General features: G+C 63.6%; 2 protein-coding genes and 1 riboswitch. Both genes read left to right on the top strand.

Features of this window, described 5'->3' with window-relative positions:
* Window positions 1–766 precede the first annotated feature (766 nt).
* A riboswitch (cobalamin riboswitch) is annotated at window positions 767–966 on the top strand.
* 93 nt (window positions 967–1,059) lie between these two features.
* Entirely contained in the window at window positions 1,060–2,127 is a 1,068-nt protein-coding gene (gene cobW / locus E0F99_RS28740) for a cobalamin biosynthesis protein CobW (RefSeq protein ID WP_083358041.1), read from the top strand.
* Between the two features lie 3 nt (window positions 2,128–2,130).
* Window positions 2,131–5,163: cobaltochelatase subunit CobN (gene cobN, locus E0F99_RS28735; protein ID WP_130909089.1), on the top strand; the 3,033-nt coding region annotated here is incomplete at its 3' end.

Below are 5,163 nucleotides of genomic sequence, written 5' to 3'. Positions count from 1 at the left end.
GGAGAGGGAAAAGAAGGGAAAAGGAACAGAGGCCACCTTCTGTTCGGATGTACCGAGAACCAACTGGGGGAGCGGGCGTGCTCGGGAAGGCGGTGGGTCAGCCAGCTCAGGTGTAACTGACCCACCGCCTTCGCGAGCAAGCCCGCTCCCACAATTTTGACCGAGTTTAGCTGCTAGCACCGCAGTGCTCTGCTTTTCTGTGGGAGCTGGCTTGTCGGACCGCCGCACCGCTGCGATGCAGGCACCTCGGTGTATCAGGCGCAACCCGTTGATGCCATCGCAGGCAAGCCAGCTCCCACATTAGATTGAGTTCAGTTTCAAATATCAGGTCGGCTGTCAGGCCGCCTCGATTTTGCTTTTGATTTAACCACTCAGGTCGGCTACTAGGCCGCCGTGCTCTTGCTTTTGATCTTGATCTGTTTTTGATCTTGATCTTGATCTTAGGCGCCCCGTTAAACCACGCTGGCCGAACGCAGGCTTTGGAGCGGGGGTAAACCGGCAGGACGCCGGTTTAGCCGCGATGGGCCAAGGATGGCCCATGGCGGCGGCCCCCGCTCCAAAGCCTGCGTGAGGGCACACCGAGCCTAGGCGAGGTGCCGAGTGGTGGGGCAAGAGCCCTTTGCTTACTTTGGGGCTTTTCCAAAGTGAGCCGCTGTAAGAGCGGAACCATTAGTGGCCGTTACGGCAAGAACGGATATGTACACCAACCAACCAACCAACCAACCAACCAACCCAACCCCATCATTGACCATCCCCCACGCACTGCGTAGCCTTGCACCTTCGAGGTTCTTCGGCCCACGCCGAAGCTAAGAAGGGAACGCGGTCCAAGCCGCGGCTGCCCCCGCAACTGTAAAGGGTTTAGCTGACTGCCACGCCACTGCCAATACGGCGGGAAGGCGCAGCCAGCGCCGGTCGCAAGACCCGCACGCCCCAAGCCAGGAGACCTGCCTCGCAACCGATTTTCTACTTCAACCGGGCGGGGTGATCCGGTGACGAAATCCGCTTCTGCGCGCCGGCGCAGGGCCTATCGTCCCGTATGCCCGCCCCAAAGGGCATCCGATGAAAACACTGGCCAAACTCCCCGTCACCATCGTTACCGGTTTCCTCGGCTCGGGCAAAACCACCTTGCTACGCCACATGCTCGACAGCGCCCAGGGCCGTCGAATCGCCGTGATCGTCAACGAATTCGGTGAGTTGGGCATCGACGGTGAAATCCTCAAACAGTGTTCCATCGGCTGCACCGAAGAAGAGGCCAATGGCCGCGTATATGAACTGGCCAACGGCTGCCTGTGCTGCACCGTGCAGGAAGAATTCTTCCCGGTGATGCGCGAACTGGTTGCCCGTCGCGGCGACCTCGACCATATCCTCATCGAAACCTCCGGCCTGGCCCTGCCAAAACCGCTGGTACAAGCCTTCCAGTGGCCGGAAATCCGCAGCGCTTGCACCGTTGACGCGGTGATCACCGTGGTCGATAGCCCTGCCGTCGCCGCCGGCACCTTCGCCGCCTTCCCGGACCAGGTCGACGCCATGCGCAAACTCGACCCGAACCTGGACCACGAGTCGCCGTTGCACGAGCTGTTCGCCGACCAACTGGCCAGCGCTGACCTGGTGATCCTCAACAAAGCCGACCTGATCAGCCCTGAAGACCTGGCCCGCGTGCGCCTGGAAGTCGCCGAAGAGCTGCCGCCAGCGGTGAAAATCATCGAAGCCAGCAGCGGTCGCCTGCCGCTGGACGTGCTGATCGGCCTGGGCGCCGGCTCCGAAGAACACATCGACGGTCGCCACAGCCACCACGACCATCACCACAACGATGAAGGCGAGCATGACCACGATCACGACGCCTTCGACTCCATCTCCATCGACCTGCCGCAAGCCGACGAAGCACTGCTGCTCGACGCCCTGACTCAACTGGTGGTTCAGCACGGCATCCTGCGCGTCAAAGGCTTCGCCGCGATCCCGAACAAGCCGATGCGCCTGCTGATCCAGGGCGTGGGTACGCGTTTCGACAAGCACTTTGACCGTGCCTGGGGTGCCGACGAAGCACGCATCACGCGCCTGGTGCTGATCGGCCAGGCGCTGGACGCGGCGGGCCTCGAAGCGCAGCTGCGCGCAGCGCTCAGCGTTTAAGCCATGCACCTGCTCAGGACCCAGCCCGGTGGTTTCGTCTCCGACGATAATATTGCCGATTTAGGCCAAACCCCCGCTGAACTGGTGATCCTGTGCAGCGGCGACTCCAGCCTGGCGTTGCTCGCCGAAGCGGCTCAACAGCTGCCCGACGACTACCCAAGCGTTCGCCTGGCCAACCCGATGCAGGTGCAAAACCATGCTTCGGTCGACTTGTACGTCGATGAAGTGTTGCGCCATGCCAAGGTCATCCTGATTTCGCTGCACGGTGGCATCGGTTACTGGCGCTACGGTATCGAGCGCTTGGTGGCGTTGGCCGAGCGCGGCGTGCAATTGATCCTGGTGCCGGGCGATGACCGCCCAGACCCGGAACTCAGCAGCCTCAGCACCGTAGGCGTAGACGATCGTGATCGCCTCTGGCACTTCCTGCGCCAGGGCGGGCTGGGTAATGCCTTGAATTTTTATCGCTGTTTGGCAAGCCGCTACCTGGGCCGCGACTACGCCTGGGCCGAGCCGCAAACCCTGCCGCGCACCGCGATTTATCACCCGCATAAAGCCAACCCGCGCCTGAATGACTGGCAGACGGATTGGCATGCAGAGTGGCCGGTGGCAGCGGTGCTGTTCTACCGCTCGCATTTGCAGGCGGCCAATACTGGTTTTATCGACGTGTTCTGCCAGCGCTTACAGGCGGCGGGCCTTAACCCGTTGCCGATGGCGGTGGCCAGTTTGAAAGAGCCCGGCTGCCTGGCGGTGGTTGAGGACTTGCTGGATGAAGTGCAGGCGGCGGTGATTCTGAACACCACCGGCTTTGCCCAATCCAGCCCCGAAGCGCCGCACCTGCGCCCGTTTCGCCGTAATATCCCGGTGATCCAGGCGATTTGCGCCCAGGACAATCAGCCTGGCTGGGAAGCCAGCGAGCAAGGCCTCGGCCCGCGCGACTTGGCGATGCACATCGCCTTGCCGGAGCTGGACGGGCGCATTATCAGCCGGCCGATCAGCTTCAAAGACCTGGCGTGGCGCAGCGAGCGCAGCCAGTCCGACGTGGTGTGCTACCGCGCCGCGCCCGAGCGCATGGATTTTGTCGCCGAATTGGCACGCCGCTGGGTTGAACTGGCACGGGTGCCGAATGCGGATAAACGCATCGTACTGATCCTCGCCAACTACCCGACCCGCGACGGCCGTATCGGCAACGGCGTAGGCCTGGACACCCCGGCGGCGGCGCTGAATATCCTGCGCGCGCTGCAAGCCGAAGGCTATCCGCTGCCCAGTGAGTTGCCCGACAGCGGCACCGCCTTGATCCATGAACTGCTCGGCGGCGTGACCAACGATCTCGACAGCCTCGACTTGCGCCCGTGCCATCAAAGCCTGGGCCTGGACGACTACGAGGCGATGTTCAAACGCTTGCCCGAAGCCAATCGCCAAGCCGTGCTGGAGCGTTGGGGCGCACCGCACAGCGATCCGATGTGCCGTGATGGCCGCATGATGATCGCCGGCCTGCGGCTGGGCCTGACCTTCGTCGGCATCCAGCCGGCGCGCGGTTATCAGGTCGACCACAGCGCGGTGTACCACGACCCGGACCTGGTGCCGCCCCACGGCTACCTGGCGTTTTACTTTTGGTTGCGCCACAGCTATGGCGCCCATGGTGTGATCCACGTGGGCAAGCACGGCAACCTCGAGTGGCTGCCGGGCAAAGGCGTGGGGCTGTCGGAAAATTGCTGGCCCGATGCGTTGCTGGGCCCGCTGCCGAATATCTACCCGTTTATCGTCAACGACCCGGGCGAGGGTGCCCAGGCCAAGCGGCGCACCCAGGCGGTGATCATCGACCACCTCATGCCGCCGCTGACCCGCGCCGAAACCTACGGCCCGCTGCGTAATCTTGAGCTGTTGGCGGACGAGTATTACGAGGCGCAATTGCTCGACCCGCGCCGCGCCCTTGAATTGCAAAAAGACATCCTCAAGCTGGTGCGCGAAACGCGTATCGACCAGGAGCTTGAGCTGGAGAGCGACGCTGACGCGGCCGTTTGGTTGCCGCGTCTGGACACCTATCTGTGCGACTTGAAGGAGTCGCAGATCCGCGACGGCCTGCATATCTTTGGCGAGTCGCCCGAAGGCCGCTTGCGCATCGACACCTTGCTGGCCTTGCTGCGCATCCCGCGCGGCGATGGCCGTGGCCCGCAATCGAGTTTGCTGCGCGTATTGGCCAAGGCCTTCGAGCTGGGCTTTGACCCGCTCGATTGCGCGCTGGCCGAGCCCTGGACCGGGCGCCGCCCCGAGGTGTTACAGCAAATCGATCAGCAGCGCTGGCGCACCGCCGGTGATACCCGCGAGCGCCTGGAGTTGTATGCCGCGCGTTTGATCGAGCAAGCACTGGAAGGGCCGCTTGAGCAACTTGAAGAGCCCGGTTGGGAGGATGTGAAGTCGGTCATTGAGAGCCTGCGCATCGTCGTCGCGCCACGCCTGGACGCGTGCGGGCCGGCAGAAATGCGCGGCTTGCTGGATGCCTTGGGCGGTCGTTTCGTACCGGCCGGCCCCAGCGGTGCGCCCAGTCGCGGGCGCCTGGATGTGCTGCCCACCGGGCGTAACTTCTTCACCGTGGACGTGCGCAACCTGCCCACCACCACGGCCTGGCGCATTGGCTTCCAATCCGCCAACCTGATCCTTGAACGGCACCTGCAAGACCATGGCGATCACCTGCGCCAGCTCGGCCTGTCGGTGTGGGGCACGGCCACCATGCGCACCGGCGGCGACGACATCGCCCAGGCCATGGCGTTGATGGGCGTGCGCCCGGTATGGGCCACGGGCAGCCAGCGGGTGGATGACTTCGAGATCCTGCCGGTCAGCCTTCTGGATCGCCCGCGTGTCGACGTGACGCTGCGCGTGTCCGGGTTCTTTCGCGATGCCTTCGCCAACCTGATCCGCCTGTTCGATGCGGCGGTGCAAGCGGTGGCGGCCCTGGATGAACCAGATGACATGAACCCGCTGGCGGCCAAGGTGCGCAGTGAGCGTGAGGCCTTGCGCCGCTCGGGCCTGGGCGAAGAG

Source organism: Pseudomonas antarctica, from assembly GCF_900624995.1.
In the GTDB taxonomy this organism is placed as follows: Bacteria; Pseudomonadota; Gammaproteobacteria; order Pseudomonadales; family Pseudomonadaceae; genus Aquipseudomonas; species Aquipseudomonas antarctica.
Note: the sequence above shows the minus strand (reverse complement) of the source record. Positions and strands in the feature narration are given on the sequence as shown.

Bases quoted from the DNA above. Each gene is read 5' to 3' on its own strand.
- cobW (WP_083358041.1), top strand. From the start codon at position 1,060: ATGAAAACACTGGCCAAACTCCCCGTCACCATCGTTACCGGTTTCCTC.